At 63.7% G+C, this 26529-nt stretch carries 25 protein-coding genes; 21 read left to right on the plus strand and 4 right to left on the minus strand.

Annotated elements, in window-relative coordinates; genetic code table 11:
• The first annotated feature begins 120 nt into the window (after nt 1–120).
• Genes B5D62_RS22015 through B5D62_RS22025 form a run of 3 tightly spaced genes read left to right on the plus strand, consistent with a single transcriptional unit; the run spans nt 121 to nt 3917 of the window.
• Nucleotides 121–2733 carry a TrlF family AAA-like ATPase gene (locus B5D62_RS22015; protein WP_419188805.1) on the plus strand — a complete coding sequence of 871 codons (2613 nt, stop codon included), beginning with the start codon at nt 121–123 and terminating at the stop codon, nt 2731–2733.
• A gap of 52 nt (nt 2734–2785) precedes the next feature.
• On the plus strand, nt 2786–3346 hold the full coding sequence (locus tag B5D62_RS22020) for a hypothetical protein (protein WP_085936101.1): 561 nt from the start codon (nt 2786–2788) through the stop codon (nt 3344–3346).
• Complete coding sequence (locus B5D62_RS22025) at nt 3339–3917, plus strand: hypothetical protein (RefSeq protein WP_085936102.1); 579 nt, start codon at nt 3339–3341, stop codon at nt 3915–3917. The genes B5D62_RS22020 and B5D62_RS22025 overlap by 8 nt, the downstream gene beginning before the upstream one ends.
• 33 nt (nt 3918–3950) lie before the next feature.
• On the opposite strand, the gene B5D62_RS22030 is transcribed toward B5D62_RS22025, so the two are convergent.
• From B5D62_RS22030 to B5D62_RS22045, 4 genes are all read right to left on the minus strand, one after another.
• Complete coding sequence (locus B5D62_RS22030) at nt 3951–4874, minus strand: DUF6615 family protein (RefSeq protein ID WP_085936103.1); 924 nt, start codon at nt 4872–4874, stop codon at nt 3951–3953.
• Nucleotides 4875–4979: 105 nt separating this feature from the next.
• A complete protein-coding gene (locus B5D62_RS22035) occupies nt 4980–6896 on the minus strand; it encodes an ATP-dependent helicase (protein WP_085936104.1) in 1917 nt (638 codons plus the stop codon).
• Nucleotides 6893–8812: an ATP-dependent nuclease gene (locus B5D62_RS22040; protein ID WP_085936105.1), complete on the minus strand. Its 1920-nt coding sequence runs from the start codon at nt 8810–8812 to the stop codon at nt 6893–6895. Before B5D62_RS22040 ends, B5D62_RS22035 begins: the two co-directional genes overlap by 4 nt.
• Before the next feature lie 355 nt (nt 8813–9167).
• A complete protein-coding gene (locus B5D62_RS22045) occupies nt 9168–9629 on the minus strand; it encodes a hypothetical protein (protein WP_085936106.1) in 462 nt (153 codons plus the stop codon).
• 299 nt (nt 9630–9928) lie between these two features.
• Here B5D62_RS22045 and B5D62_RS22050 point away from each other — a divergent pair, with 299 nt between their 5' ends.
• The 18 genes from B5D62_RS22050 (at nt 9929) to B5D62_RS22135 (ending at nt 26302) form a co-directional block, all read left to right on the plus strand.
• On the plus strand, nt 9929–11956 hold the full coding sequence (locus tag B5D62_RS22050) for a conjugal transfer protein TraG (protein ID WP_085936107.1): 2028 nt from the start codon (nt 9929–9931) through the stop codon (nt 11954–11956).
• A gap of 10 nt (nt 11957–11966) precedes the next feature.
• On the plus strand, nt 11967–12383 hold the full coding sequence (locus B5D62_RS22055; protein WP_085936108.1) for a ribbon-helix-helix domain-containing protein: 417 nt from the start codon (nt 11967–11969) through the stop codon (nt 12381–12383).
• Nucleotides 12384–12421: 38 nt separating this feature from the next.
• Nucleotides 12422–13354 carry a P-type conjugative transfer ATPase TrbB gene (gene trbB, locus B5D62_RS22060; RefSeq protein ID WP_085936253.1) on the plus strand — a complete coding sequence of 311 codons (933 nt, stop codon included), beginning with the start codon at nt 12422–12424 and terminating at the stop codon, nt 13352–13354.
• A gap of 17 nt (nt 13355–13371) precedes the next feature.
• On the plus strand, nt 13372–13686 hold the full coding sequence (locus B5D62_RS22065) for a TrbC/VirB2 family type IV secretion system protein (RefSeq protein WP_085936109.1): 315 nt from the start codon (nt 13372–13374) through the stop codon (nt 13684–13686).
• The gene (locus B5D62_RS22070; protein WP_085936110.1) at nt 13683–13940 is read left to right on the plus strand and encodes a VirB3 family type IV secretion system protein; all 258 of its coding nucleotides are present in this window, start codon (nt 13683–13685) and stop codon (nt 13938–13940) included. Before B5D62_RS22065 ends, B5D62_RS22070 begins: the two co-directional genes overlap by 4 nt.
• Entirely contained in the window at nt 13934–16390 is a 2457-nt protein-coding gene (trbE, locus tag B5D62_RS22075; protein ID WP_085936111.1) for a conjugal transfer protein TrbE, read from the plus strand. Before B5D62_RS22070 ends, trbE begins: the two co-directional genes overlap by 7 nt.
• On the plus strand, nt 16387–17103 hold the full coding sequence (gene trbJ / locus B5D62_RS22080) for a P-type conjugative transfer protein TrbJ (RefSeq protein ID WP_085936112.1): 717 nt from the start codon (nt 16387–16389) through the stop codon (nt 17101–17103). Before trbE ends, trbJ begins: the two co-directional genes overlap by 4 nt.
• A gap of 20 nt (nt 17104–17123) precedes the next feature.
• A complete protein-coding gene (gene trbL / locus B5D62_RS22085) occupies nt 17124–18299 on the plus strand; it encodes a P-type conjugative transfer protein TrbL (protein WP_085936113.1) in 1176 nt (391 codons plus the stop codon).
• A 3-nt stretch (nt 18300–18302) separates the two neighbouring features.
• Complete coding sequence (gene trbF, locus B5D62_RS22090) at nt 18303–19004, plus strand: conjugal transfer protein TrbF (RefSeq protein WP_085936114.1); 702 nt, start codon at nt 18303–18305, stop codon at nt 19002–19004.
• Entirely contained in the window at nt 19001–20005 is a 1005-nt protein-coding gene (gene trbG, locus B5D62_RS22095) for a P-type conjugative transfer protein TrbG (protein ID WP_085936115.1), read from the plus strand. Before trbF ends, trbG begins: the two co-directional genes overlap by 4 nt.
• Before the next feature lie 26 nt (nt 20006–20031).
• Nucleotides 20032–21273, plus strand: a complete 1242-nt coding sequence (locus B5D62_RS22100; protein WP_085936254.1) for a TraB/TrbI/VirB10 family type IV secretion system protein — start codon at nt 20032–20034, stop codon at nt 21271–21273.
• 11 nt (nt 21274–21284) lie between these two features.
• On the plus strand, nt 21285–21581 hold the full coding sequence (locus B5D62_RS22105) for a DUF2274 domain-containing protein (RefSeq protein WP_085936255.1): 297 nt from the start codon (nt 21285–21287) through the stop codon (nt 21579–21581).
• Nucleotides 21582–21592: 11 nt separating this feature from the next.
• A complete protein-coding gene (locus B5D62_RS22110; RefSeq protein WP_085936116.1) occupies nt 21593–21910 on the plus strand; it encodes a DUF736 domain-containing protein in 318 nt (105 codons plus the stop codon).
• A gap of 277 nt (nt 21911–22187) precedes the next feature.
• Nucleotides 22188–22415, plus strand: a complete 228-nt coding sequence (locus B5D62_RS22115; protein ID WP_085936117.1) for a heavy-metal-associated domain-containing protein — start codon at nt 22188–22190, stop codon at nt 22413–22415.
• A 1-nt stretch (nt 22416) separates the two neighbouring features.
• Complete coding sequence (locus tag B5D62_RS22120) at nt 22417–24870, plus strand: heavy metal translocating P-type ATPase (RefSeq protein ID WP_085936118.1); 2454 nt, start codon at nt 22417–22419, stop codon at nt 24868–24870.
• Between the two features lie 57 nt (nt 24871–24927).
• Entirely contained in the window at nt 24928–25341 is a 414-nt protein-coding gene (locus tag B5D62_RS22125) for a heavy metal-responsive transcriptional regulator (protein WP_085936119.1), read from the plus strand.
• Nucleotides 25342–25344: 3 nt separating this feature from the next.
• Nucleotides 25345–25605 (plus strand): thioredoxin family protein, encoded by a 261-nt coding sequence (locus B5D62_RS22130; RefSeq protein WP_085936120.1) that lies wholly within the window; start codon nt 25345–25347, stop codon nt 25603–25605.
• 1 nt (nt 25606) lies between these two features.
• Entirely contained in the window at nt 25607–26302 is a 696-nt protein-coding gene (locus tag B5D62_RS22135; protein WP_085936121.1) for a cytochrome c biogenesis CcdA family protein, read from the plus strand.
• The last annotated feature ends 227 nt before the right edge of the window (nt 26303–26529 follow it).

A 26529-nucleotide genomic window follows, 5' to 3' on the forward strand; every position in this document is an offset into this window, starting at 1 on the left:
CGATGATTTCAATTATAAGCCCGCCTTCAACCCAATCGGTAGCCGTCACAGGCTGAGCCTGGGCAGCGCGATTGGGCTGGGAATGGATAGACCACGGCAACGGCGGAGGACGCTGCGGATATTTTCGAGAACGGCACCGAGTGGGTGCGGGCCGACTTTCACCTTCATACGAAAGCGGACAAGGAATTCAGCTACACCGGCGAAGAGAACAGTTTCGGCGGCGCATATGTCGATGCGCTCAAGAGCGCTGGCATCCGTATCGGCGTCATCGCCAATCACAACAAATTCGACATGGGCGAATACAAGGCCCTGCGAACCCGTGCCCGAAAGGAAGGCATTGGCCTTCTTCCCGGCGTCGAGCTGTCGGTCAATGACGGCGCCAACGGCGTGCATACCGTCATTGTTTTCTCTGACCAGTGGCTCGAAGGCGGGCACGACTACATCAACCAGTTCCTGGCGACCGCCTTCAAGGGTCGGGTGCCGGCCCAGTACGAGCAGGAAAATGGACGGTCGAACCATGACCTCCTGACGACCCTCAAGGACCTCGACGAATTCCACCGAGACTTCTTCGTCGTCTTCGCCCATGTCGAAGCCGCCAGCGGGCTGTGGAATGAGATCGACGGCGGACGACTTCAGGAGCTGTCGGCAAACCCGCTCGTCCAGAAGTATTGCCTTGCGTTCCAGAAGGTTCGCACCCACGACAAGCCGGACGCCAAGTGTCGCGTTAAGGTGAAGGGATGGTGGCAGGGACGCTATCCCGCCGAAGTGGAAGGCTGCGACGCCAAGAAGCTCGCGGAGATCGGACGCGGACGGAAGTCCTATCTCAAGATCGGTGATTTCACCTTTGACGCCGTCCGATACGCGCTGAGCGACAGCACGTATCGCGTCGCGGCGGAGGTGCCGAAAGTCAAGCACTCCCACATCAACTCTATCCGGTTCGAGGGCGGATTGTTGAACGGGGTCCGGGTACCGTTCTCGCCTCATCTGAGCTGCATCATCGGCATTCAAGGCAGTGGAAAGTCTTCGGTGCTGGAATGCCTGCGCTTCGCACTGACCATCGCGCCCGGCGAGAAGGACAAGGACTACAAGAATGCGCTTGTTCCCTATGTCCTTAAAAGCGGCGGCAAGGTCGTAGTCGAGGCGACCGACCGACACGGCACGCATTACGAGATCAGCCGCATCCTGAACCACCAGGCGGACGTGCACGTCAACGGCAAGCTGCAATCCAATGTGTCCATCCGCGAGATCGTTCTGCGCAAGCCGCTGTATTTCGGGCAGAAGGACCTTTCCGATGCCGGGAGGACCTTCGGTACGGACCTGGTCGAAAAGCTTGTGGGCGACACGCTGAAGCCCGTTCGTCAGAAGATTCAGGCTTCTAACGACGGCCTCAAGAAAGCTGCCGGCACCCTGCTGTCCGTACAGGACGATATTGGCGTGTTGCAGGAAGCCGAGACCGCGCTGAACACCGTCAATCTCAAACTTGAGCAGTTCGACAAGCACGGCGTGGAAGCGAAGCTCGAAAAGCAGATCGCCTTCAACGAGGACGCGGCGTTCTGCGAAGAAATCGACGGAATTGCGCAAGACTGGCTCGACGCCCTGAATGCCGCGATCGATGAGACAGCCGAGAGCCTCGACGCGTTGAAGGTTCCCGACTCTAAGCACAACGTCGACTTCTTCAAGAAGTACGGCGTAAAGCTCGCCGCGCTGAAACAGACGCTGGCGGCCGCCCGCGCCGTCGCTAAGACCGTCGAGGATGTCCAATCCGATCTTAGGACTCTCCATGACGAGCTCAACGCGACGAAGGATGGCCTGAAAGACGAATTCGCAGAGGTCGAGCGGCAACTGGTTGAGGCGCTGAAATCACAGGGCGTCACGTCGATCCAGCCCGATGACTACGTCGCGCTCAAGAACCAGAAGACCGAGCTCGCGAGCAGCATCGCGGATCTCTCAAAGAAGACCGCGAAGGAAAATGAACGCAAGGACGCGTTGCTCAAGGTCCTGAGCGAGAGGAACACGGCACTTTTGGAGGAGTTCCAGCTCATCTCCGCCGAACTCGACAAGATCAACAAGGCGCAGGGGTCGCTCAAGGTCGCGCCGGTGTTCAAGGGCGACAAGGCTGCCTTCCGCGGCCAGATGGAGCAGGCGTTTGCCGGCAGCGGCATTCGCAAGGACTACTATCAGGAGCTTGCCACGAAGTACGAGGACTTCGGCGAGATTTTCCGTGACCTCGACAACGCCGCCGCGATCACGAAGGGCAAGTCCGAGACGTTCAAGGACCTCTTCGCCAAGAACCTGACCGCTCTCCTCTCCTATCAGGTTCCGAATTCCTATGAGGTCACGTACAGGAACAAGCCTCTGAAGTCCCACTCGCTCGGCCAGCGTGCGTCGGCCATGATGTTGTTTTTGCTGAGCCAGGATGAGAACGACGTTCTGCTCATCGACCAGCCGGAAGACGACCTCGATAGCCAGACCGTCTATGAGGAAGTCGTCAAGCTCCTTCGGGACATCAAAGCCCAACGGCAGTTCATCTTCGTGACGCACAACGCCAATTTCCCTGTGCTCGGGGACGCCGAAAGCGTCACCGCCTGCCATACAGAGGATGACGTTGCGACGGCGGTATCGGGGAGCATCGACACCAAAGAGTGCCAGGCCAAGATCGTCAAGATCATGGAAGGCGGCAAGGAAGCGTTCGAGCGCCGGAAGGTCATCTACCAGGTTTGGAACACCGCGTGAGCACGTTTGTCATCAGCGTCGCGTTGGACCGTGCTGCGGGCATGTAACCATCATGCCTGACCGCATCGCCATTCTTGGATGGGGATCGCTGCTATGGGATGAGCAACTGACATTCGATCAACAGCATGACGTATGGCAGTTTGACGGCCCCTTGCTGAAGATCGAATTCTCCCGCATCTCTACGTCGCGAGCCGGTGCGTTGACGCTTGTTCTGGATTCCCGGAACGGCACCGCCACTCAGGTCGCGTACTGTGCGAGCCGGAGAAGTGCCCTTTTGGAGGCTGTCGAAGATCTCCGCGAGCGCGAGAGCACAAAGAACGTCTCAAACATCGCCTACACACACCGAAATGGAGAAGAGCGATCACGAGACGGCGAGACAGGTGCTGTCGTCTCGGCATGGGCGATCGCACAAGGTTTCGATGCCGTCGTCTGGACAGACTTGCAAAGCAACTTCCGGCAGAAGACAGGCAGGTCGTTCTCCGTCGACGCGGCAGTGGCGTACCTCCAACATCTTCCCAAGGACGGACGCCGCGCCGCATTCGAGTATATCAACAAAGCGCCTGCCTTCGTTGACACGCCACTTCGCAGAAGAGTTGTGGGCGCGCATGGCTGATCTCGACTACGCCGGGCTCTCAGACGAAGACGCGAAGGCAGTCAAACGCGCAATCGCGCGCCACGAGAATTTTCACGGATACATTCCGTCACACAGCCTCGAATTCATCGTTCGCAACTATCGCATGCTGGCGTCCCTCGGCATCCTGGAGGAACCGTGGATCGACGCCTACATGCATGCGTCCCATCTCAGCATGATTGGGGAGACGGTCGTTAGGGCCGTATTCGACGCCTGCGAGCGCGCGCGTCTCCTTAAGCTCAAGCCGTTGGGCGACGCCATTGCTTTAGGCCGTGATAGACGTGATCGGATCACTCTGTTTCGGGGTTGCGCGGGGCCTGTGCACACTCTCGGTATGTCGTGGACGCCATCGCTCGACAAGGCAATCTGGTATGCGGCCAAGCATGCTGAGTACTATCACCTCGACAACAAGGCGGTGTATGTAACGACAGTGCCTATCAAAGACATCTATTGCCGCCTCGACCACTATGATGATGACTTCATTGTCTACCCGCAGGAGGTGTGGTGCGTAGACGTACCTGCCAAGGAATTCCGCCTCGATCGGCCCCGCTGATGCTGCCGGTCGAAGCGAAGGAGCCGGCGACGATCACTTCGGGTTGTTCAACGGAATTTCAACGCGCTCCCTGATGATGACGATACCCCGGAGTCTGGAAATCGGGTCCTCTTCACTAAGGCCTTCCAGAACGACGGGCGCATCCGGTGTTTCTTCCGCACGGTTCACGATGTTCAGGACATACTGTGGCGGAGGATCCGTCAGAACAGGGGGTGGTTCGCGACCCGCTGTCCCTTCGCGTGCGCTTCGCTGACTGACGCCGGCGGCGAATGCTCTGACCCGCTGCGGCAGATTCATATTCGCCTGCGCTCGTCCCACACAGTCGAATAGGCATGGCATCGGCGCGGAGACGGTGAGGACGGTATCGCGATCGAGTGTCTTTGCCTGCCGAAGACCCTGTATGACGTGAGCATCGGCATAGGTCATCCCCCCGAAATATGGATGTAGCCGGGGGCACTGGGCACAGACTCCAAGCGGAGGTGTCTTGTCCCGGAACCGGCTGTCGTAGAATGCATAGGCCGGCCAGTAGCGATTGCCCGCATCGCGAATCAAATCATCGATCTGGAACGTCGTCTTGCCGCTCCGTGGCCACCCGATTGCTGCGTAGCCCCACTGTTTCCCGGTACGCTTCGCCTTCTTCGCCTGGACCCGCATGCTGAACCACTGGCCGCCAGTTCCTCCGAAGTGCCATTCCCAGTCTGAGCCTGTCGTTGGCTCCGGGTACTGCGCTTTGGAATTCTTCACATGCGCGATGCTCACAAGCTGCATGGTCAGAGTGTTGTCGCGCGGGAAGTGCCGGGACAAATCCAGAAGAAACCGCTCCGTGATTGTTTCCTCACCGTACTGAAGCTGAGTTCGTACGACGTGGCCTGGACGATACGGAAACTGATTCGCATCTCGCATGTCCTGAGCTGCGCTGAGACAAATCCAGTCGAGAAGAGCAGAAACGGCGTTCATCACTGAGTCCCCCTATCGCGACGTTCACCAGACTTGAGAACAGGTGCCCGTCACCGCCTGCCACAACGACCATCCCACGCGAGCAGGCAAGGAACCAAACTCGTACTAGCGTTGGATTTCTTCAGGGAGCTTCATTTCCTCAAGAAACCGCGACGGCTTCTTGACCCATCCCCGATACTTCTCAGCGCGCGTCAACGTGAGTGTGCGCTTCGTTCGAGTGATCGCTACGAAACAATTGCGACGTTCCTCTTCCAGCTCCGCGGGCGACGCCTTGGGCTGGAGGCTTTGCCACGACGGCAGCACCGTCTCCGCCATTCCCATGACCCAGACCTGTTCAAACTCCAGACCCTTCGCCGAATGAATTGTGAATAGCCGCACTGAGTCCGGATCAGGGGGCGGCTCCTTGGGTCTCAACGCGATTCCCTGAAGAAGCTCCGCGAGATCGGGATCACCACCCTTTTCTGCGCGGATCGCGCGTGTCGCGATTTCCCAAGCCGCTTTATCATCTGCCGCATCAGACTCGACGCCTTCGCTCGACGCGGCCGTTTCGGGCAGCCAGACGAGTGCTTCGGCCACTAGCGACCGCCATGAAGAACGCGTTTGGACCAGACGATACGCAAATTGCGCCAACTTGCCAGCTATGTCGTTACCAAGGCCGCTTGCGGCATGCGCCCAATGCTCCAGCAAGCTATGCCCGGCACCTTCTGCTTCCGCCTCAAGTAAGCTTGCATCCAGCTCTATCCCGGCAATCAGGTTTGCCGCGTTCGTCATCGCAATGAATACTTGTCGGTCCGTTGGGCGTAAGCCCTGGTCGAGGCACGCCTGAAGCCAGACGAATTGCGGCGAAATGAATCGATCACGACGTGTGACGATCGCGGCCTTGACGCCAGCGGTGCGCAAGGCTTCGACAACGGGCGTCAGGATCGCGCGCGTCCTTCCGAGCACCGCTGTATGCGGCCACGTCTTAAGACCTGCTTCCGCAATCTCCGCCGCAATTCCTGTCGCTTCGTCGGCTTCAGTTCCGTAGGTGCGGAAGTGTATAGCTGGGCCATCGTCGGGTTTGGTGGCTAGCAAGGGCGCTTTGCCGGGCGTCCTATCGGAGTTGAACGCAATTAAATTGTTTGCGATCTGCACGACTGCTGGCGGGCAACGCCGATTCTCCACGAGCTGAAACAGCTCCGGCTTGAACCGGTCGCGAAATGCCACGATCTGGCGATAGCTTGCGCCCGCCCACTGATAGATGATCTGGTCATCGTCTGCGACAGCAAAGACGTTGCGGAAATCGTCGCCCGCCAGGAAGCGGACGAGCCGAAATTGTGCCGGCGACGTATCCTGGAATTCATCGATCATCCAATAGGGGTAGGATTGGCGAATTCGAGCGGCGACGGCCGGCATCTGATGAGCGAGGCGGCAGGTGTCGAGGATCAGGCCGTTGAAATCCATGATGTTCCGCGCACGCAACGCCTCTTCATAGATGGAATAGACGAGAGAAGCCCGCAGGCCCATTTCCTCATCCCTGAAGTGGCCAGCCGTCTTTGCCGGGCTGACCAAATTGCTCCGCAAACGGTCGATGGTCCGGAGCCAGCGGACCTCGTCGGAAGAGACAGATTGCCCCTTTTCCGCTGCCGCTCTCAGGGCGTCCTTAAGCAGCTCCTCGCGGTCTGAATCCTGGTCGTACACTGCGAAATCAGGCTTGATGCCGAGATGCGATCCGTGCTGCCGGAGCACCTGGGCGCAGAAGGCATGGAACGTCCCGATGACCGTTCGTTCGCTCAGTCCGGGAACAAGCTCGTCGACGCGGGACCGCATTTCATCTCCAGCCTTGGTCGTGAAAGTCAGCGCAAGAATGCGGAAATTGCGATTGCGCGAGCTTTCGAGAATCCGCGCGATGCGAGCGGTGAGGACGGTCGTCTTGCCTACCCCAGGTCCCGCTAGCACAAGCGCAGCCCCTTCCTCCCACTCGACCGCTTGTCGCTGCGTGAGACTTAAACGCTCAAGGGCTTCGTTCAACGCCTTCGTCATACGGTGCCATCCCGAAGGCCGGTAATCAGGTCAACGTACTGGCTTGGCATCCGCGCCGCCAAGGCGGCATCCTGCGCAACGCGCGCCGCAAGCACGCTCATATAGTTGGTCTTCCGATTATCCAAAACGCCTCGCAACACCTCGACGGAACAAGTTTGGGCGCTATGCACCCCGCTGTCGTGAAGTATATCGCGCAGGAGCTGTTCATGCCCGCAAGCAAGCAGCTCCGCCTCCAGGTCATTTCCGTCCGTCAGCGTGATGAACCGCCCTGTAAGGTCCTGCTCCTTGAAGCCTCTGTCGAGAATCTGCTTCCGAAAATTGTCCTTCTTGCTGTCGCCGTCGACAATCATATGCCACGGAATCTGAAATGCAGTGCCAAGCGCCGGATAGATGCCGGCGCTGCCACTGAGCTGGAAATCGATCACCGACACGCCGTGATCGTCGAGCGGCCATCCCATCACTCGGCCGAGAGCATGAATCAACAGATACTCGCAGACGCCCTCGACCAAGATCCATCGCCGCGCGAAGAATATTTCTCCTCGTACGCGGCGGCCATGGAAAGTCAGTTCCGCTTCATCTTCGCCGGACGGAAGGATGCGGCATGCATAACGAAAGGCAGCAGCGGCTTCCGTCTTGGCCTGTGCATCGGCTTCGCGGCGATAGCAATTCGCGAGCGCCTCCTGCATGGCTTCGTCGAACCAGCTCGAAGCGGCAACGCAGCCTGTAACAGCGTCTTTGCTGAATATTTTTGAGGCGTGAGCACCCCGCGTGAAGCCGTCCAAAGCCTCCGTCCACGGGAGGCTGGAGACGGCCCGCTGAGGGATATAGGAGAATTCGGTGCGCCCGTTACGTAGCTTTACAAGGCGCAGGTCGCGAAGCGGCACCTGCTGTACAAAGTACGGCGAGTGCGTCGTCATCAACTTCTGGCCGGTGAGGGACTGCACGCGCTCCCAAAGGGTACGCGCCGCTTGCGGATGCAGGTGAGCCTCCGGTTCCTCAATGGCGAAGATGGCCTCTACACCGGGATTTTCGGCTTCCGCAAGTTGCTGAAGAACCGCCGCCTGAAATAGGAAGATCACAGCAAGGCTTTGCAGGCCTTGGCCATGATGACCAAGCGGCAGCCACGGTCGCAGGTTCTCGTTGCGTAGCACAATGCCGGTCCGCTGGAGCATTTCCTCGATCGCCATTGGCAACGTATTTACGCGGGCCGCCCCGGGTCCCTCGCCGATTGCCACACGTGTTGCTTCTCCGATCAGGTCAGCAATCTGGGCAAGCTTCGGATCAGCCGCGACGATCCGGGCATCGAGTTCCGCGAGGATGCGGAGCGCTTCAGCTTCCAATTCGTCTGGGATGCGCACGCCACGCAGCAACCGCCCCCAATGTCCCGACCTGGGCGCGAATTCGTCAGCCGCGTCGCGCAGTGCCCCAAGCCAGAAGAGCGGCATGTAGCCGAAGAAGCCCGTTAGATTTGTCGCCCTGCGCCGTTCCGGCAATGGTTCACCGGCCGCATCCAGAAATTGCCACGCTGGCTCAAAAGCCTCTTTCTCCTCACTCCACGTGCACGTCACCCGCAATGTCAAACTGTTCCGGCCATCGGGGAGCAGCACCATAATGTCTTCCAGCGCTGCAACCATGTCCGGGTTCCACGCTCCGACGCTTGGCTCCTCAATGACCAGCTCGATTTTAACGGCAGGCAACGTCCGCGGATCGCCTTGTTCATCTGGACGATGGACATCGTGCTCAGTAAATCCCGTTCCGCGTTGACCCCAACGTCGCGTCAGGACGATGCGTACAGCATCGAGGATCGCTGTTTTCCCTGCATTGTTCTGGCCGATGAAGACAGTGGTATCGCCAAGTGTCAGGTCGAGGTTCTTTATCGATCGGAAGTTCTCAATCTTCAGTCGGGTAATGCGCATTCAACGTTCTGATCCTCGTATCGTCTACTTTCGAGCGCAGCTCACCAACTCCCTACCAACGTTTCACTGCCTCTCACATATCGTATCAGGTCCCGCTCCTGCCTCAAACGCGCAAGTGCAACTCTGTCAACAAATACAACGCGATTATTTTCAGAACGAGGCATCGACTACTTGATCAAACGCCTGGGCGCGTCCTGCTGCACAGGAATGGGCTCTACTCGACCGCATGGGAATGTTGAGCAGCCTCACGAAGCCAGGCTTTGGTTGATTGGCTGACCCTTTCTTCGCCATGCGCTGAGGTCCCGCGCGCGAAGAAGCAACGACAGCTGCTGGCCCTTGCGCGATCGAGTCAGCCCTACTTTGGCTCAGCAGTTTGCGTGCGCGACCCGGTGAGTTCACCGCTGAAACGCGGCTGCCCTCCGAGCGCAAATCTATCAAGCCGTGCGATCACCGTGACGCCTGTAGCAACTCCGACCATCACGCCAACAACGTACTCCCAAGTCGTGGGCGCCGTGATTAGCGGCCAGATCTGCTGGACAAGGCTGAAGCCTGCAATCGCAGCCGGTATCGCAAACGCCGTCGCAATCAGCCACCGAACGGTGGGTGACCGGCTGTTCTGGAAAATCAGTTTGCCGATCAAGAACAGCGCAACGCCAGCCACAGCTCCGATCGCAAATCCGCCGATTTCACCACTGCCTGCATGGATCGCCCAGAACGCGACCCACACCCCGACGGCGAAGGGCACGACGTAGACGGCGCAGAAGTAGAGCAGCGTGCAGAACGCCAGGAGGGCCACCAAGCCGATCAAGCCAATCATCGCATCCTCCACCGATGGACGATGTGGAGTCGCCGCCGCTCTGTTGCAACAACTTGAGATGGTACTCGGCGCAGCCTTACCTCGGATGTGCGCTGCGACACGGCTCAATTGCCCCCAGGGCATCGAATCCCGACCCTCTGCCTCAGTTGCGCCGACGCACTCTCTAACGCGCTTTACGCTCATGAAGGGTGCGTGAGCGCAGACCTGCGCAGGTAAGGGCCGTTTTTCCTTTCGGTGTTTTGACGATTCCTATCGCGGTCCCGCGGCGCGCTTGCCGCCTAGCTTTTCACCGTCCGCCCATGACCCCGACCCGTTTTCTCGTCGGCCAGATTGCCATCGTGTTCGCCATCGTGATCGGCGGCCTGTGGACAGCGACGCAATGGGTGGCCGCCGAACTCGCCTACCAACCGCGCCTGGGCGATCCGTGGTTCACGGCATTTGCACTGCCGGTCTATCACCCCTGGCGGCTGTTCGAATGGTGGTACGCCTACGACGCCTACGCGCCCCACCTGTTCGACGAAGCCGGCGTCATCGCAGCCTCCACCGGCTTCCTCGGCATCATCGTCGCGGTGATCGGCTCCCTGTGGCGCGCCCGCCAGGCGCGGCTCGTCACCACCTACGGCTCGTCGCGCTGGGCGAGCCGGCGCGAGATCGACCGCGCCGGGCTGTTCCGGGCGATGGGCGTGTTCCTCGGCCGCCTCGACGATCGCTATCTGCGCCATGATGGGCCCGAGCACGTCATGGCCTTCGCGCCGACCCGGTCCGGCAAGGGCGTGGGCTTGGTCATCCCGACTCTGCTCTCCTGGACCGAGAGCGCCGTCGTCCACGACATCAAGGGTGAGAACTGGCAGCTCACCGCCGGCTGGCGCAGCCGCTTCTCGCACTGCCTCCTGTTCAATCCGACCGATCCGCGCTCAGCCCGCTACAACCCGCTGCTCGAGGTCCGCAAGGGCCCGGACGAGGTCCGCGACGTCCAGAACATCGCCGACATCCTGGTCGATCCCGAAGGCGCGCTCGAACGGCGCAATCACTGGGAGAAGACCAGCCACGCCCTCCTGGTCGGCGCCATCCTGCACGTGCTCTACGCCGAGCCGGACAAGACGCTGGCCCGCGTCGCCACCTTCCTGTCCGACCCGCTGCGCTCCTTCGAGCACACCCTTCGGCGGATGATGGAAACCAACCACCTTGGCACCGCGCGGCAGCCCGTGGTGCATCCCGTCGTCGCCTCCGCCGCGCGCGAGGTCCTGAACAAGTCGGAGAACGAACGCTCGGGCGTGCTCTCGACGGCGATGTCGTTCCTCGGCCTCTACCGTGATCCCGTAGTGGCCGCGACCACCGCGGCCTGCGACTGGCGCATCGCCGACCTGGTCGACGCCGAGCGGCCGGTGACCCTCTACCTCGTCATCCCGCCCTCCGACATCTCCCGCACCAAGCCCCTGGTGCGGCTGGTGCTGAACCAGATCGGGCGCCGTTTGACGGAACGGCTTGAAGGCGATCCCGGCAAGCGGCGGCGGCACCAGCTGCTGATGATGCTGGACGAGTTCCCCGCGCTGGGACGGCTGGACTTCTTCGAGACCGCGCTTGCCTTCATGGCCGGCTACGGCATCCGGGCCTACCTGATCGCCCAGTCGCTCAACCAGATCTCCAAGGCCTACGGCGAAAGCAACGCCATCCTCGACAACTGCCATGTGCGCATCGCGTTCTCATCCAACGACGAGCGCACGGCCAAGCGTATTTCCGATGCGCTGGGCACGGCGACCGAGCTTCGCATGCAGCGCAACTACGCGGGCCATCGTCTCGCGCCTTGGCTCAGCCACATCATGGTGTCGCGCCAGGAGAGCGCCCGGTCGCTGCTGACTCCGGGCGAGGTGATGCAGCTGCCGGCCGCGGACGAGCTGGTGCTGGTCTCCGGCCTGCCGCCCATCCGCGCCAAGAAGCTGCGCTACTACGAGGACCGCAATTTCCTGGGCCGGGTGAAGCCCAGCCCGGCACTGTCGGAAACGGCCTACGGCGACCGCCCGCCGGCGCGATCGGACGACTGGACGGGCCAGGTGCGCGACACCGACGCGCGCCTCAAGGAGGCGTTCGATCCGCGGTGGGCCGATGAGGACGAGGGCGGCCTGCAGCGCAACCGCCATCCCGACGTCGCAACGGAGGTCGTGCGGCCAATGGCGGCCGAGCACGAGGCCGACCTCGGCTTGGACGAGAACGCCGTCGATGACACGAGCCTCGATCGCGCGCGGTCCTCGCGTGCAACGCGGGCGTATGGCGTGAACCAGGGCGAGGGCCGTCACCATCACGGTGACGACCTGCTGCCGTCGTTCTGAGGGCCAGGCGATGAAGCGGCGCCACGAGTTCTACCTCGATAAGGACGTCTCCGAGCAGCTCAATGCGCTGGCGGCCAAGCCGGGGGCGTCCAAGACCGCGATCATGAGCGATGCCCTGCGGGCCTGGCTCGAGCGGCGGGGCGCGAACGAGCTCGACCAGCGCTTCCGTGCCCGTCTCGACAGGCTCTCCATGCAACTGGGCCGCCTCGAGCGCGACCAGCAGGTGGTCGCCGAGATGCTGGCCCTGTTCGTGCGCTTCCAGCTCACGGTGACGGCGCCGGTCCCCGAGGCCGACCGTGCCGCCCGCGCCCTGGGCCAGGCCCGCTATGAGTCTTTTATTCAGCAGGTGAGCCGACGGCTCGCCGGCAGCGGCGGCACTATCGAAGACGTGTTGGCGCACCAGCGACCTTCGGAGAGCGCGTCGTGAGCGGCGGTCAGTCCGAATCCCGCGGCCGCCGCCGCGCCATGCTGCGCACCGCCATGGGGCCCGCGATCGCGGCCGCCCTGGCCGATCCAGGCGTGATCGAGGTCATGGTGAACCCCGACGGCAGCCTGCGCCTGGATCGGCTGGGGGAGGGGCGAGTCGATACCGGTACCCGGCTGGGCATCGCTGATGTCGAGCGCATCATCCGCCTGGTGGCTTCGCACGTGCGCGTCGAGGTGCATGCCAGCAACCCCGTGGTCAGCGCCGAGCTGCCCGAGACGGGGGAGCGCTTCGAAGGCATCTTGCCGCCGGTCGCGACGGCGCCCTGCTTCTCGATCCGCAAGCCCGCCGCCAAGGTCTTCACCCTCGACGACTACATCGCCGACCGGATCCTCTCGCCCTTGCAGGCGGAAGCGCTGCGGCGCGCCGTTGCCGACCGCCGCAACCTCCTGATCGCGGGCGGCACCAGCTCGGGCAAGACCACGCTTGCCAACGCCTTGCTGGCCGAGGTGGCGCGGCTCGAGGAGCGGGTGATCCTGATTGAGGACACCCGCGAGCTGCAGTGCGCCGCCCCCGACTGCGTGGCGCTGCGCACCAAGCCGGGCGTGGTGAGCCTGGCCGACCTCGTGCGCTCGACCCTGCGGCTCCGGCCCGACCGCATCATCGTGGGCGAGGTGCGCGGACCCGAGGCGCTGGACTTGTTGAAGGCCTGGAACACCGGCCATCCCGGCGGCATCGCCACGGTGCACGCCAACTCCGCACGCGCCGCCCTCTACCGGCTCGAGCAGCTGATCCAGGAGACGGTGATGGCCGTGCCGCGGCGGCTGATCGCCGAGGCGATCGACTACGTCGTGTTCATCCAGGGCCGCGGGCTGGCGCGCCGCGTCGAGGCCATTGCCGAGGTGACCGGGCTCGACGCCAACGGCGACTACCAGGTCACCGATCTCGCGCCCCATCGCCTGCACGCCCTTTGAGCCGAGGAGAGTTTTCCATGCCCATCATCCGACCATTGAGAACCGCGGTTGCTCTCCTGCTGCTGACCCTGGCGAGCCCGGCCTGGGCGGCCGGCTCCAACATGCCGTGGGAGCAGCCCCTGCAGCAGATCCTGGAATCGGTGCAGGGGCCGGTCGCCAAGATCGTCGCGGTGATCATCATCATCGTCACGGGGCTGAGCCTCGCCTTCGGCGAGACCCACGGTGGATTCCGGCGGCTGATCCAGATCGTCTTCGGCATCTCGATCGCCTTTGCCGCCTCTTCCTTCTTTCTCTCCTTCTTCTCCTTCTCGGGCGGAGCCTTGGTGTCATGAGCGCCGACGGCTTCGAGGTGCCCCTGCATCGGGCGCTCTGCGAGCCGATCCTGCTCGCCGGCGCGCCGCGCACGGTCGCCATCGTCAACGGCACCGTGGCAGCGGCCCTCGGCCTGGGGCTGCGGCTCTGGCTCGCCGGCCTGGTGCTGTGGGTGGTCGGCCATTCGCTCGCGGTATTCGCGGCCAAGCGCGATCCTCACTTCGCCGACGTGCTGACGCGGCATCTCAGGCAGCGCGGGTGGCTGTCATGCTGAATATAGCCGAGTACCGTCCTCGCGCCGATCGTCTGGCCGACCACTTGCCCTGGGCGGCCCTGGTGGCACGCGGCGTGGTGCTGAACAAGGACGGCAGCTTCCAGCGCACGTTGCGCTTCCGCGGGCCCGACCTCGAGAGCGCGACCGAGGCGGAGCTCCTGGCCGCCTCGGCCCGCCTCAACAACCTCCTGCGCCGCTTCGGCTCGGGCTGGGCCCTGTTCTTCGAGGCCGAGCGGTTCGAAGCGCTCGGCTATCCCGATTCGCGCTTCCCTGACGCCGCCTCCTGGCTGGTCGACCGCGAGCGGCGGGCCGCGTTCGAGCAGCAGGCCGATCGAGAGGGGGAGCAGCAGCAGTCGAGCCCATTCGAGAGCGCCTACCGTCTCACACTTCTTTATCTGCCGCCGGCCGACCGCGTCAGCCGGCTGGCACATGCGTTCCTCGAGACGGGACGCGAGGAATCGCAGCGTGACTGGCGGCAGGAACTTTTGGCCTTTATCGCCGAGACCGACCGGGCGCTGGATCTGCTGACAGGACTGCTGCCCGAGGTGGAGGCGTTGGACGACGCCGGAACGCTCACCTATCTGCACGGGACCATCTCGACCCGCCGCCATCGCCTCGGCGTTCCCGACACGCCGATCTACCTCGACGGCCTGCTGGTCGACGAGCCGCTCACCGGCGGGCTGGAGCCGATGCTGGGCGAGCATCATCTGCGGGCCGTCTCGGCGCTGGGCTTCCCCAGCAACACTCATCCCGGCCTTTTAGACGCCCTCAATCACTTGGGCTTTCCCTACCGCTGGGCCACGCGTTTCCTCGCCCTGGACAAGACCGACGCCCGCCAGGAACTCACGCGCCTGCGGCGCCAATGGTTCGCCAAGCGCAAGTCCATCACCGCGCTCCTGCGCGAGGTTTTGTACAACGAGCCCGTCCAGCTGATCGATTCCGACGCCGACAACAAGGTGTTGGACGCCGACCTCGCCTTGCAGGCGCTGGGTGGCGATCACGTGGCGTTCGGGTATCTCAGCACCACCATCGTGCTGCTCGATCAGGACCGGCAAGCCGTTGACGAGAAGGTCCGGGCCGTCGAGCGCGTCGTCAACGGCGCAGGATTCACCACGATTCGCGAGAGCCTCAACGCCGTCGAGGCCTGGCTCGGCAGCTTGCCCGGGCATGTCTACGCCAACGTCCGTCAGCCGCTGGTCCATACGCTCAATCTGGCCCACCTGGTGCCGCTGAGTTCCGTCTGGGCGGGACCGCTACGGAACGATCATCTCGACGGCCCGCCGCTCTTCCATGGCGAGACCAGCGGGTCGACGCCGTTTCGGTTCTCGACGCATGTCGGCGACGTCGGCCACACGCTGATCGTGGGGCCGACCGGCGCGGGCAAGTCCGTGCTGCTGGCGCTGATGGCGCTGCAGTTCCGCCGCTATCCAGGCGCGCAGGTCTACCTCTTCGACAAGGGCAACTCCGCCCGCGCCGCCGTGCTGGCGATGAACGGGATCCATCACGTCCTGGGCGCCGACGGATCGTTTGCCTTCCAGCCGCTCGCCCGTCTCTCCGAGCCGGCCGAAGCCAGCTGGGCGGCGGAGTGGATCGGCGACTTGCTCACGCACGAGAAGGTCAATGTCACGCCCGAAATCAAGGAAGCCGTGTGGAGCGCGCTTAAAAGTCTCGCGTCTGCACCGGTCGAGGAGCGCACGCTGACCGGGCTCTCGCTCCTCCTGCAATCCAATGCGCTGAAGTCGGCGTTGCTGCCTTACACCCTTGAAGGTCCGTTCGGCCGGCTGCTCGACGCGGCGCAGGACCGGCTGGCGCTCTCAGACGTGCAGTGTTTCGAGATGGAGGAACTGCTGCATGAGACGGCCGTCGTCGCGCCGGTCCTCACCTATCTCTTCCACCGGCTGGAGGAGCGGTTCGATGGCCGGCCGACGCTCCTGATCCTGGACGAAGCCTGGGTCTTTCTCGACCAGCCGCTGTTCGCCGCCCGCATCCGCGAATGGCTGAAAGTGATGCGCAAGAAGAACGTGGCCGTGGTGTTCGCCACCCAGTCGCTGAGCGACGTCACCGGCAGCAGCATTGCCCCGGTCCTGATCGAGAGCTGCCCGCAGCGCATCTTCCTGCCCAACGACCGCGCGATCGAGCCGCAGGCCCGGGCCGCCTACGAACGATTCGGACTCAACGACCGCCAGATCGAGATTCTGAGCCGTGCGACGCCCAAGCGGCAGTACTACCTCAATTCCCAGCGCGGCAACCGCCTGTTCGAGCTCGAGTTGGGGCCGGTGGCGCTTGCTCTCTGTGGCACCTCCGATCCTGCGACCCAGGCTCTGATCGATCGCCTGCTCGCCGAAGGCGACACAGGCTTTGCCGCCCAGTTCCTTGCCGCTCGCGGTCTCGACTGGGCGGCCGAGCTTCTGGACCAGTTCCCATCCCCTGCTTCGGAGCCATCGCCATGACTCGCTTCGCGCGTGCTCTTCTCGTCGTCCTCGCCCTGGGCGCTGCCAGCACCAGCGTGCCGGCGCGGGCGCAGTTTGCGGTGTTCGATGCCCAGAACTACGCCGAGAACGTGCTGCAGGCCGCGCGGCAGCTCCAGCAGGTCAACAACCAGGTCCAGGCGCTGCAGAACCAGGTGCTGATGCTGCAGAACATGGCCAGGAACCTCACGAGCCTCCCCGTCTCGCAGCTCGACAGCATGGTCTCCGCCTTGACCCAGGTCGGCGGGCTGATGAACCAGGCGCAGACAATTGGCTTCAACGTCAGCGCCGGCCAGACGGCCTTCGATCGGCTTTTCCCTCAGCAATACGGCTCGTCCGTCACCGTTCCTCAGCTCGTCGCCGATGCGCGTCAGCGCTGGCAGGCGGCGCGCGAGGCGTTCGGCCAGACCATGACCGTCCAGGCGCAGGTCGCCCAGAACGTTCAAGCCGATACCGCCACGCTCTCCTCGCTGGTGAGTGCCTCTCAGGGCGCCGTCGGCAATCTCCAGGCTCAGCAAGCGGTCGCCCAGCTGGTGGCGCTCTCGGTCAAGCAGCAGCTGCAGGCACAGGACCTCATGGCGGCTCAATACCGCGCGACCGCGCTCGAGCAGGCGCGCCAGGCCGAAGCCGAGGAAGCCGGCCGTGCCGCCTTTGGCCAGTTCATCGGCACGAACTCGGCCTACACGGCGCAATAGCCCCAGCCGGGAACAGGACCGTGGACAACCTCAACGTCATTGACCGGTTTCTCAGCGTATTCGTCGCTTACATCGACAGCGGGTTCGGCCTGCTGAGTGGCGACGTCGCGGCGTTGACCTCCATTTTGGTCGCCATCGACGTGACACTCGCGGGAGTCTTCTGGGTTCTCGACGGCGAGGCCAATGTGCTCGGCCAGCTCCTGCGCAAGACGCTCTATGTCGGCTCGTTTGCCTTCGTCCTGAACAACTTCTCGACTCTGGCGAATGCGATATTCGCGTCGTTCTCTCAGCTCGGCCTGCACGTCACCAACAATGGGCTGAGCGCCCAGGATCTGATGCGCCCCGGCAGGATTGCGGGCGTGGGGTTCCAGGCCGCCTGGCCGCTCCTGCAGCAGGCCGGCGCGATGATGGGTTTCACCAGCATCTTCGCCAATTTCGTCACGATCCTGGTCCTGCTGTTCGCCTGGGTCGTGGTGGTCCTGTCCTTCTTCATCCTGGCCGTCCAGCTCTTCGTCACCGTCATCGAGTTCAAGCTGAGCACGTTGGCCGGCTTCGTGCTGGTGCCCTTCGCGCTGTGGACCAAGACGGCGTTCCTGGCCGAACGCACGCTGGGCCACGTGGTGGCCTCCGGCGTCAAGGTGATGGTGCTCGCCGTCATCGTCGGCATCGGTGCCAGCTTCTTCGGCGACTTCACCAACGCCCTGCAAGGCTCCGTGACGCTGTCGCAGGCGATGTCGCTCGTGCTTGCCTCGATCGCGCTGTTCGGGCTCGGCATCTTCGGTCCTGGCATTGCTGCAGGCCTGGTCTCGGGCGGGCCCCAGCTGGGGGCAGGGGCCGCGGTTGGGACGGCCAGTGCGCTGGCCTCCGGCGCCATGCTGGCCGGTGGTGCCGCCTGGGGTGCAGCGCGCCTTGCCGGCGTCGGTGGTCTTACGGCCGTTCGGGCTGCCACGGTGCTCGGCTCACGCTCGTCATCATCGGGACCGCGCGGTCCCGCGTCGCCGAGCGGCGGTGCGGATCCGTCGGGGGGCCGCACGCCGCCGACAGGAGAGGGACCATCTGCAACAACTGCCGGTGAGCCCGGCTGGGCGCGCCAGCTTCGGGCCGCACGGCGTCGGCGCCATGCGCGAACGATGAGCCAGGTTCTGCGCGACGGCGACAAGTCTGGATCGGGGCTGTCGCTCGATCTCGGGGAGTGACCCATGCGGCTGTTCCGACGCCCGATGCAGCGCTATGGCCTGACCCCGGAGGCCGCTACGCCTTATCAGCGGGCCGGTCAGCTCTGGGATGACCGGCTGGGGTCTGCGCGGGTGCAGGCCCACAACTGGCGGCTCATGGCCCTCGGCTCTCTGGTGCTCAGCATTGGCCTGGCTGGCGGTGTTCTCTGGCTCGCGGCGCAAAGCCGCATCACGCCCTATGTCGTCGAAGTCGACAAGCTCGGCCAGGTGCGCGCCGTCGGCCCCGCGATCGAGCCCTACAACCCGACCGACGCGCAGATCGGCTGGTATCTCAGCCGTTTCGTCACCGACCTGCGCTCGCTTTCCATCGATCCTGTCATCGTGCGCCGCAACTGGCTGGAAGCGTACGACTACGTCACCGAGCGCGCCGCCGCCCTTTTAAGTGACTATGCCCGCACCAACGATCCGTTCAAGTCGATCGGCGAGCGCTCGGTCTCGGTCCAGGTGACCAGCGTCGTGCGCGTCTCGGGAGACTCCTTCCAGGTGAAGTGGACCGAGCAGGCCTACGAGCACGAGAGCCTCGCCCGCACCGAGCGCTGGACCGCCATCCTGACCATCCTCGTGCAGCAGCCCCGCACCGCGGACGCCCTGCGCAAGAACCCGCTCGGCATCTACGTCAACGGGCTCAGCTGGTCGCGCGAGCTCAACCCCGGAGAAGGACCATGACTTTAGACGCTATGACACGATTCCTGAGTTCGGCCCTGCTGCTTTCGACGTCCGCCTTGGCCCTGGCCGCCTGCGCCAAGAAACCGCCCGCCATCTCTTACGACGCGGCGTCGTTCCAGCCGGCCCAAGTGCAGCCCGACCCGCCCAAGCCGGTGAAAATCGTCGAGGTGCCCAAGCCGCTGCCGCTGCCGGGGCAGCTCAGGCCGCCGCCCTCGTCGCCGGCGCCCGATCCGCGACCGCCGCAGGCACGCGTCGACGCCGCCAACCAGGCGGCCCTGCGCGAGCCCAGCAAGGACGGTTACGTCAATGCCGTCCAGGTCTATCCCTTCAGCGAGGGCGCGCTCTACCGCCTCTATGCAGCGCCCGAGGAGGTCACCGACATCGCCTTGCAGCCGGGCGAGAGTCTTGTCGCCATCTCCTCGGGCGACACGGTGCGCTGGGTCGTGGGCGATACGCTGAGCGGTACCGGGTCGTCCAAGCAGGTCCATGTGCTGGTGAAGCCATTCGCGGCGGGCCTCAAGACCAACCTCGTCGTCACCACCGACCGCCGCACCTACCACCTGGCGCTGGAAAGCACCGAGAAGACAGCGATGGCGGCGATCTCCTGGACCTATCCTCAGGATGCGCTGCTGGCACTGCAGAAGAAGAATGCGCAGGCCGAAGCGGCAGCGCCCGTCGCCAACGCGGTCGCCATCGAGAACCTGCGCTTTCGCTACGACATCACCGGCGACCGGCCGCCGTGGCGGCCGGTGCGTGCCTTCGACGACGGCTTAAAAGTCTACATCGAGTTCCCCGCGCGCATCGATCAGGGCGAGGCGCCGCCTCTGTTCGTGGTCGGGCCCGACGGCGACAACCAACTAGTCAATTACCGCGTGCGCTCCAACTACTACATCGTCGATCGCCTTTTCGCTGCCGCCGAGCTCAGGCTCGGCACCAGCCCGCAGCAGGTCGTACGCATCAGCCGGACCGATGCTGCACGGCCGTCTGACGCCAGGCGCTGATCGGAAATCTCCAGGCACCGATGACCATGAGCGACGATCCGTCCCGAACCGAGCCGCCCAAGGGCGATCCCGCAAGCTTCGTGCTGCGGGCTCGACCACGCCGTGTGATCCGGTTCAAGCGCCGGCTGATCATCGCGATGGCGGCATTGCTCTGCGTCGCCCTGTTCGCGGCTATCTGGTTGGCGCTTTACGGATCGAAGTGGACTCGTTCGGGCGATCAGGAGGTGGCGGGCGGTGGCCGCAGGTCCACGCCTGACAGCCTGTCGGCGCTGCCGGGCAGCTACGACCAGCTCAAGAAGCCGGTGCCCAAGCTCGGCCCGCCGCTGCCGGGCGATCTCGGGCCCGCTATCGTGCAGAAGGAGAAGAGCCTTGGGATCACTCCCAGCGTGCGGCCCAACCCGGACGAAGACGCCGAGCGCGCCGAGCGCATGCGGCTTGCCCAGCAGGCGCGGCAGGCGAAGGAGGCGGGCGTCCTGTACCAGCTCTCGCGCACCGCTACGGCGGCGCAGGGCCCGAGTTCCTCGACAACACCATCGTCAGGGGGAGCGCCGGCGCTATCGCCAGCATCGACCGCAAGCCCGAACGGATCGCGCCTCGCGCTGGATCCCGATCGCGACCAGAACTACCAGCAGCGCAAGCTCGACTTCGTCAACCAGCGGACGGAGGCCGGCATCTACAATCCGCACAGCGTCCAGGAGCCGGTGTCGCCCTATCAGGTTCTGGCGGGGAGCGTCATCGCGGCGAGCCTCGTCACGGGGATGAATAGCGACCTGCCCGGTCTGGCCGTGGCCCAGGTGACGGAGAACGTCTACGACACCGTCACCGGCCGCATCCTGCTCATCCCGCAGGGCTCGCGCCTGGTCGGCGCTTACGACAGCGTCGTGGCGTTCGGCCAGAAGCGAGCGCTGCTGGTCTGGCAGCGCATCGTCATGCCCAACGGCACGTCGATCCAGATCGACAACCTGCCCGCCACCGACCAGGCGGGCTATACCGGGCTCGAAGACGAGGTCGACTATCATACCTGGACCCTGATCAAAGGCATCGCGCTCTCAACGCTGCTGGGCGTCGGCAGCCAGATCGGCTTCGGCAGTTCCGAAAGCGACCTCGTACGCGCTATTCGCGAGTCCACCCAGCAGAGCGCCAATCAGGCCGGCCAGCGCATCGTGCAGAAGGATCTCAACATCCAGCCCACCATCACCGTGCGCCCCGGCTGGCCGCTGCGCGTCATCGTGCACAAGGATCTGGTGCTGCGGCCCTATCAGCCGTGAGGGAGATGATCATGGGTGATCTCAAGCTCGGCAAGCTGCCGGACCGCATACCGGTCAAGCTCACGATCACGATTGCGCCAAGCCTTCAGCGCGCGCTTCAGGCCTATGCCGAGCTCTACCGCGAAACGTATGGCCAGGCGGAGCCGGTGACCGAGCTGATCCCTTACATGCTGGAGAGCTTCCTCGCCAGCGATCGGAGCTACGCCAAGGCGCTCAAGAACCGGCCTGACGGGGCAGCTCGAGTCGATGGCCCGAAGTCGACACGACGGAAGCAGCGTTTGGGCGATGCGTCACCACCCGAGAGCTGAGGGAGGTTTGGATGGCGATCATCGGGATGCTTACGCCCGCGAAGGACGGCGGATGGATCGGCCGTATACGCACGCTGACGATCAATACCAGGGTCCGCTTCGTTCCCAACGACAATCGCAACAACGATCAGGCGCCGGATTACCGAATATACGTAGGCGCCAGCGAGATCGGCGCAGCTTGGCGAGATCGGAGGAGCGGCGATCGTGCAGGGAAATATCTCCACGTGCGTCTTGATGATCCCAGCCTGTCACAGCCGTTGAACGGAGCGATGATCACGGCAGCCGATGGCATCTCGGCTCGACTGGTCTGGGGCAGGCGACGGCCATAGCGCTGATAACAAAGTCGCGCCAAGTGCCGTCCTCGCGAGCTGTCATGAGCAGTCTGTAGGTTCAAATCCTGCCCCCGCAACCGAGTCGGTCAAAATACCCCAGCAACTTCAACGAGTTGCTGGGGTTTCATTTTGCGCGTCATCTGATGCTTCGGGTGCATCACGTGGTGCGCATCATGCGGGTGGTGATGCGACACGCGCGCTTGACCTTGGGGTTAAGTCCAAGCCCTAGGCTCACGACCGAATGGCTGAACGGCATCTGGTCAGGAGTGATCCCATGAAGTCCGTCACGTTGAAGATCGAGGGCATGCACTGCGGCGGCTGCGCCGAAACCATCAGGTCGTTGGTCGAGAAGCAGCCTGGGGTGCAGGCGGTCTCGGTGTCTTTTGATGAAGGACAGGCTCGCATTCTCTGCGACCCGCATGCCACTCGCGAGGATCAACTGGTCTCTGTCGTTCAACAGCCGGGATTTCGCGTCGTAAGGCGCGAATCGGAAGGAGGCTGATATGAGTGTCGCGGAGAATGTCTCGGCATCATTCCAGCCATGGAGCGAGGAGCCGGCGAGCCGGCCCGATCGTCGCAAGATCCGCGCCCGCATCGGCGGGCTTCATTGCTCGCTCTGCACCGGCACCATCGAGAAGGCGCTCGGCCGCATGCCGGGCGTCGACAAGGTCGCCGTCAGCCTTACGCACGAGCAGGCGCTGGTAGAATACGATCCGTCCGTCGCCCGGCCCGAGCGATTGCTCCAGACCCTGAAGGACATCGGCTACACGATCTCTGATCCGCGCAAGCTCCGGGCGTTCGAGGAAGAAGAGCGCGATCTCGTTCACGAGGCTCGGCGGTTCGTGCTGGCCGTCGTCCTCACCGTCGCGACGATTCCGATCATTGCCGACCCGTCGGTTGGCTGGATTGGCTTCCTGCCGGCGCTGGTCTGCGTCAGCCTCGGCGCCTTCGTGTTTCTGGTCCTGAGATCGACCGGCCTGTGGGCGGCGGTGGGCGCCGCGGCAGGCCTCACCACCATGGCCCTCTCGCTACTCTATCTCAACCTCGCGGGATACCTGGCTGCCGCCGCTCCTTGGGGCGCGGGCGCCCTCGCTCTGGTTCTCGTCTTCGGCGTCGGCGGTCACATCCTGCGCATGGCCCTCCAGGCATTGCGGCGCGGCATCTTCAATCAGCATGTGCTGCTGGAGGTCGGTGCCTTCGCCGGCATCGCCGGCGGAGTCATCGGCCTGGTGTTGGATCGACCCGACTATCCGACCGCCGCCTTCTTCTCGGTGTCGGTCATGGTCGGGACGTACCACATCTTCTCGGAGTGGCTGTCGCTGATCGTCAAGACGCGCAGCTCGCAAGCGGTGAAGCGCCTGCTCGACCTTCGCCCCGAGATCGCCCGCGTCGTGCGCGACGGCGCAGAGCGAGAAGTGCCGATCGAGGAGGTCAGGGTCGGTGACCGTGTCCGCATCCGGCCCGGCGAACGCATCCCGACTGACGGCGTCGTCGTCAGCGGTCACTCGGGCGTCGATCAGTCGCTGGTGACGGGCGAATCCTTGCCCGTCGAAAAGCGCGAGGGCGACGCCGTCATCGGCGGGTCGATCAACGGCACGGGCACGCTGCTCGTGAACACGATGGCCGTAGGCGAAGGCAGCTTCCTCCAACAGGTCATCCACCATGTCGAGGATGCGCGGGCGCTCAAGCCCGGCATTCTCCATCTCGTCGATCGCGTATTACGCATCTACACGCCAACGGTGCTGCTCGTGGCAGCCTTGGCCGTCGTCGGCTGGCTGGTCGGCTCGTGGCTCGTCACCGACCAGGCCGATATCGAACGCGCCGTCTTTGCCGGTCTCAGCGTTCTGGTCATGGGCTACCCTTGCGCCGTCGGCATCTCGGCGCCGCTTTCCATCGTCCGGGGCGCAGGCCAGGCGGCCGGGCGCGGCATCCTCATGCGCACAGGTGAGGCGTTCCAGGGCTTCCGCCTCGTCAAGAAGATCGTCCTCGACAAGACCGGCACCTTGACCGAGGGGCGTCCCACGGTGCGTGAAATCGAAGCGGTCGGGGGCCAGGAACGTGAACTCCTGGCTGTGGCTGCTGCGGCAGAGACACGGTCGGAGCATCCGCTGGCCCAGGCTCTTGTCAAAGCGGCCTTCGAGCGTTCGATCACGCCTCCGAATGTTGGATCGTTCCAGGCCTTCCCTGGACAAGGCGTCGTCGCGCGCATTGGCGACGCGGAAATCGTCGTCGGCAGCCCGCGCTTTATGTCGGAGCGAAATATTGCCCTTGGTGCCCTTCGGGGGAGGACTGAGATCCTCGAAGCAGCGGGCCGCACGGTCATCGCCGTGGCGAAAGAGGGTCTCGCGCTAGGCATCGTCGCCGTGGGCGACACCCTTCGGCCGGACGCCGTTTCGGCAGTCGCGACCCTGCGCAAGGCGGGGCTCTCGATCGCTCTGGTCACGGGCGATAACGAGCGCGCGGCACAGCGCATCGGCCGCGAGATTGGCGTCAACGAGGTGCACGCGGCCATGCTGCCACAAGACAAGGCGGCGATCGTGCGCACTCTGCAGGCCGATGCCCGGGTGGCGATGGTCGGCGATGGCATCAACGATGCCCCCGCCTTGATGCAAGCCGACATCGGCATCGCCATGGGCGGCGGGACCGACATCGCGTTGGAGTCGGCGGACATCATCATCCTGTCCAACCGGCTGACGGCCCTTGCCGAAGCCCGCGAGATCAGCGGTCGGAGCTACCGCAAGATGGTCCAGAACGTCATCCTGGCGTTCCTATTCAACGGCGGCGGTATCCCGCTGGCGGCGACCGGCCTCATCCACCCCATCTGGGCCATGGTCGCCATGGCGGTGAGCGTCACTGCGATCTTCATCAATTCGCTTTGGGGCAACCCGCGCCTGTTCTTTGATGCGATCCGCAGTGTTGGCCGGCCGGTGGCCGCCGCTTTGCCGCAAGGGGCATAAGGGGGCCTTTGACCTTGGAGTATACTCCAAGGACTAGACTCGCCCAGGAGGTCGGGAATGTTGACCATCGGCAAGCTCGCGGCCCTGGCGGAAATCAGCGCCGATGCCTTGCGGTATTACGAGGAGGAGGGCCTGATCTCGCCTGCCGACAGGAGTGCAAGCGGCTATCGTCTCTATGATCAGGAGTGCGTGAGGCGCATTCGCTTCATCAAGCAGGCGCAGCATTGCGGGTTCACCTTGGCCGAGATTCGCGAGCTTCTGACGCTGCGCGGCAGCGACCGTGCTTGTTGCGACGATGTGCGTACGAAGGCGATCGAGAAAAAGCTTCAGCTCGAACACAAGATCAAGGCCATGAAATCCGTGTCCAAGGCGCTCGACCGGCTCATCGCCGACTGTACCCGTAAGGGACGACCGGTTGCCGAATGCACGATCCTGGCGGCTTTCGAGCAGACCGGAGAGAAGGTGCACTGACCCATGAAAGTCGAGCTCTTCCATGCGCCGGGCTGCAGCCGATGCACGGCGGCACGAGAAGACCTCAAGGCCGCCGCGACGGCGGCGCGAGCAGACGTCGAGTGGCGCGAGGTCAATGCGCTCGATGAGATGGACTATGCCGTCGAACGGGGGGTGCTCTCCTTGCCATCGATTGTGATCGACGGCGAATTGGTGTTTTCGGCGTTGCCCAGTCCACAGCAGTTGCGCGCCGCGCTCCTACGGCGCCCCGCTGTGAGAAGCTGAGATGGCACCGGAGGCTCTTCAGCACGCCGTTGCCCACGCCGGCTTGGCGGCGATCGGTGTGGGGTTTCTCGCGGGATTCCTGTTCAGCTTCAATCCGGTGGCCATGGCTTCCATTCCGGTATCGCTCGCCTACGTGACCAAGGCCAGGGAAAGAAAGCAGGCCATCCTGTTCGGCACGATGTTCATCGTCGGCATGCTTGTCATACATGTCACCATGGGCTTTATCGCTGGACTGGGCGGCAGATGGGTGGCGGACTTGGTGGGGCGCGAGTGGGGGCTCGCACTCGGGCCATTACTCATCGTGCTCGGCCTCATGTGGGTTGGTTGGGTGCGGCTACCTCTGCCGCCGTTTGCACTGAAAGCGAGGCGACCATCAGCAGCGTGGAGCGCGTTCGTCCTGGGAGCGGTATTTTCTGTCGCGATCTGCCCGGTCTGCACTCCAGCGCTGGTCGTCTTGCTCGGTGCGACCGCGGGACTCGCTTCGCCCTGGATTGGGGCGGCGCTCCTACTCGCCTTCGCCGCAGGACGGGCCGTCCCGATCGCAATCGGCGCAATGAGCATCGGTTGGCTTGAGAATATGCGTGGCCTGGATGCCTTTCGACGCGCATTCGAAACCGCCGGCGGTATCGTCCTCGTCCTGTCAGGCCTCTACATGCTTAATGCTTACTTCTTCTGGGTTCCTGCGCTTGCAGGGTAAGGACCTGATCGAGTGAATGTGGCGCCCTTCATGGCGCCTGACCTCGCGCTGCGGACGACGACCTTCGGTCGCCAAAGTGCAGTGTAAATCGTGAAGACCGCAGGACCTGCGCGATGCCGCGAACTCCCATCAAGCGGGCGTTGAGCGGATGATCCACGACCAGCCGCTGCCCCGGCGCACCGAAATGGACGCCGATCCACTGGCCCCTCCGCGCGCTCATCGGGTCA

The sequence above is a fragment of the Enhydrobacter aerosaccus genome (assembly GCF_900167455.1).
Lineage (GTDB): Bacteria > Pseudomonadota > Alphaproteobacteria > Reyranellales > Reyranellaceae > Reyranella > Reyranella aerosaccus.

Coding starts and splice junctions, on each gene's coding strand:
- B5D62_RS22020 (WP_085936101.1), top strand. CDS start 2,786: ATGCCTGACCGCATCGCCATTCTTGGATGGGGATCGCTGCTATGGGAT.
- B5D62_RS22025 (WP_085936102.1), top strand. CDS start 3,339: ATGGCTGATCTCGACTACGCCGGGCTCTCAGACGAAGACGCGAAGGCA.
- B5D62_RS22030 (WP_085936103.1), bottom strand. CDS start 4,874: ATGAACGCCGTTTCTGCTCTTCTCGACTGGATTTGTCTCAGCGCAGCT.
- B5D62_RS22035 (WP_085936104.1), bottom strand. CDS start 6,896: ATGACGAAGGCGTTGAACGAAGCCCTTGAGCGTTTAAGTCTCACGCAG.
- B5D62_RS22040 (WP_085936105.1), bottom strand. CDS start 8,812: ATGCGCATTACCCGACTGAAGATTGAGAACTTCCGATCGATAAAGAAC.
- B5D62_RS22045 (WP_085936106.1), bottom strand. CDS start 9,629: ATGATTGGCTTGATCGGCTTGGTGGCCCTCCTGGCGTTCTGCACGCTG.
- B5D62_RS22050 (WP_085936107.1), top strand. CDS start 9,929: ATGACCCCGACCCGTTTTCTCGTCGGCCAGATTGCCATCGTGTTCGCC.
- B5D62_RS22055 (WP_085936108.1), top strand. CDS start 11,967: ATGAAGCGGCGCCACGAGTTCTACCTCGATAAGGACGTCTCCGAGCAG.
- trbB (WP_085936253.1), top strand. CDS start 12,422: ATGCTGCGCACCGCCATGGGGCCCGCGATCGCGGCCGCCCTGGCCGAT.
- B5D62_RS22065 (WP_085936109.1), top strand. CDS start 13,372: ATGCCCATCATCCGACCATTGAGAACCGCGGTTGCTCTCCTGCTGCTG.
- B5D62_RS22070 (WP_085936110.1), top strand. CDS start 13,683: ATGAGCGCCGACGGCTTCGAGGTGCCCCTGCATCGGGCGCTCTGCGAG.
- trbE (WP_085936111.1), top strand. CDS start 13,934: ATGCTGAATATAGCCGAGTACCGTCCTCGCGCCGATCGTCTGGCCGAC.
- trbJ (WP_085936112.1), top strand. CDS start 16,387: ATGACTCGCTTCGCGCGTGCTCTTCTCGTCGTCCTCGCCCTGGGCGCT.
- trbF (WP_085936114.1), top strand. CDS start 18,303: ATGCGGCTGTTCCGACGCCCGATGCAGCGCTATGGCCTGACCCCGGAG.
- trbG (WP_085936115.1), top strand. CDS start 19,001: ATGACTTTAGACGCTATGACACGATTCCTGAGTTCGGCCCTGCTGCTT.
- B5D62_RS22100 (WP_085936254.1), top strand. CDS start 20,032: ATGAGCGACGATCCGTCCCGAACCGAGCCGCCCAAGGGCGATCCCGCA.
- B5D62_RS22105 (WP_085936255.1), top strand. CDS start 21,285: ATGGGTGATCTCAAGCTCGGCAAGCTGCCGGACCGCATACCGGTCAAG.
- B5D62_RS22110 (WP_085936116.1), top strand. CDS start 21,593: ATGGCGATCATCGGGATGCTTACGCCCGCGAAGGACGGCGGATGGATC.
- B5D62_RS22115 (WP_085936117.1), top strand. CDS start 22,188: ATGAAGTCCGTCACGTTGAAGATCGAGGGCATGCACTGCGGCGGCTGC.
- B5D62_RS22120 (WP_085936118.1), top strand. CDS start 22,417: ATGAGTGTCGCGGAGAATGTCTCGGCATCATTCCAGCCATGGAGCGAG.
- B5D62_RS22125 (WP_085936119.1), top strand. CDS start 24,928: ATGTTGACCATCGGCAAGCTCGCGGCCCTGGCGGAAATCAGCGCCGAT.
- B5D62_RS22130 (WP_085936120.1), top strand. CDS start 25,345: ATGAAAGTCGAGCTCTTCCATGCGCCGGGCTGCAGCCGATGCACGGCG.
- B5D62_RS22135 (WP_085936121.1), top strand. CDS start 25,607: ATGGCACCGGAGGCTCTTCAGCACGCCGTTGCCCACGCCGGCTTGGCG.